The 229-nt window shown below is 40.2% G+C and carries 1 protein-coding gene; it reads right to left on the minus strand.

Annotated features, from left to right (window positions below; translation table 11 throughout):
• On the minus strand, nt 1-229 hold a 229-nt coding region (locus A3756_RS06080), incomplete at both ends, for an ACT domain-containing protein (RefSeq protein WP_156490312.1).

Genomic DNA, 229 nt, shown 5'->3' on the forward strand with positions numbered 1-229 from the left:
CCTACACCGACGATAGATACTTTTGCAATATCGTTATCACCTGCAGTCCTCTCAGCACCAAGCTTCTCACATACTTCTTCTAATACCGCTTTCGCCTTTTTATAGTCATTTCTATGAACCGTAAAGGTAAAGTCAGTTTTTTTATCCAAGCCAACATTCTGTACAATCATGTCAACTTCAATATTCTTGTCACTAATAGGGCGCAATATCTTCGAGGCAACGCCTGGAA

It is taken from the genome of Oleiphilus sp. HI0086 (assembly GCF_001635225.1).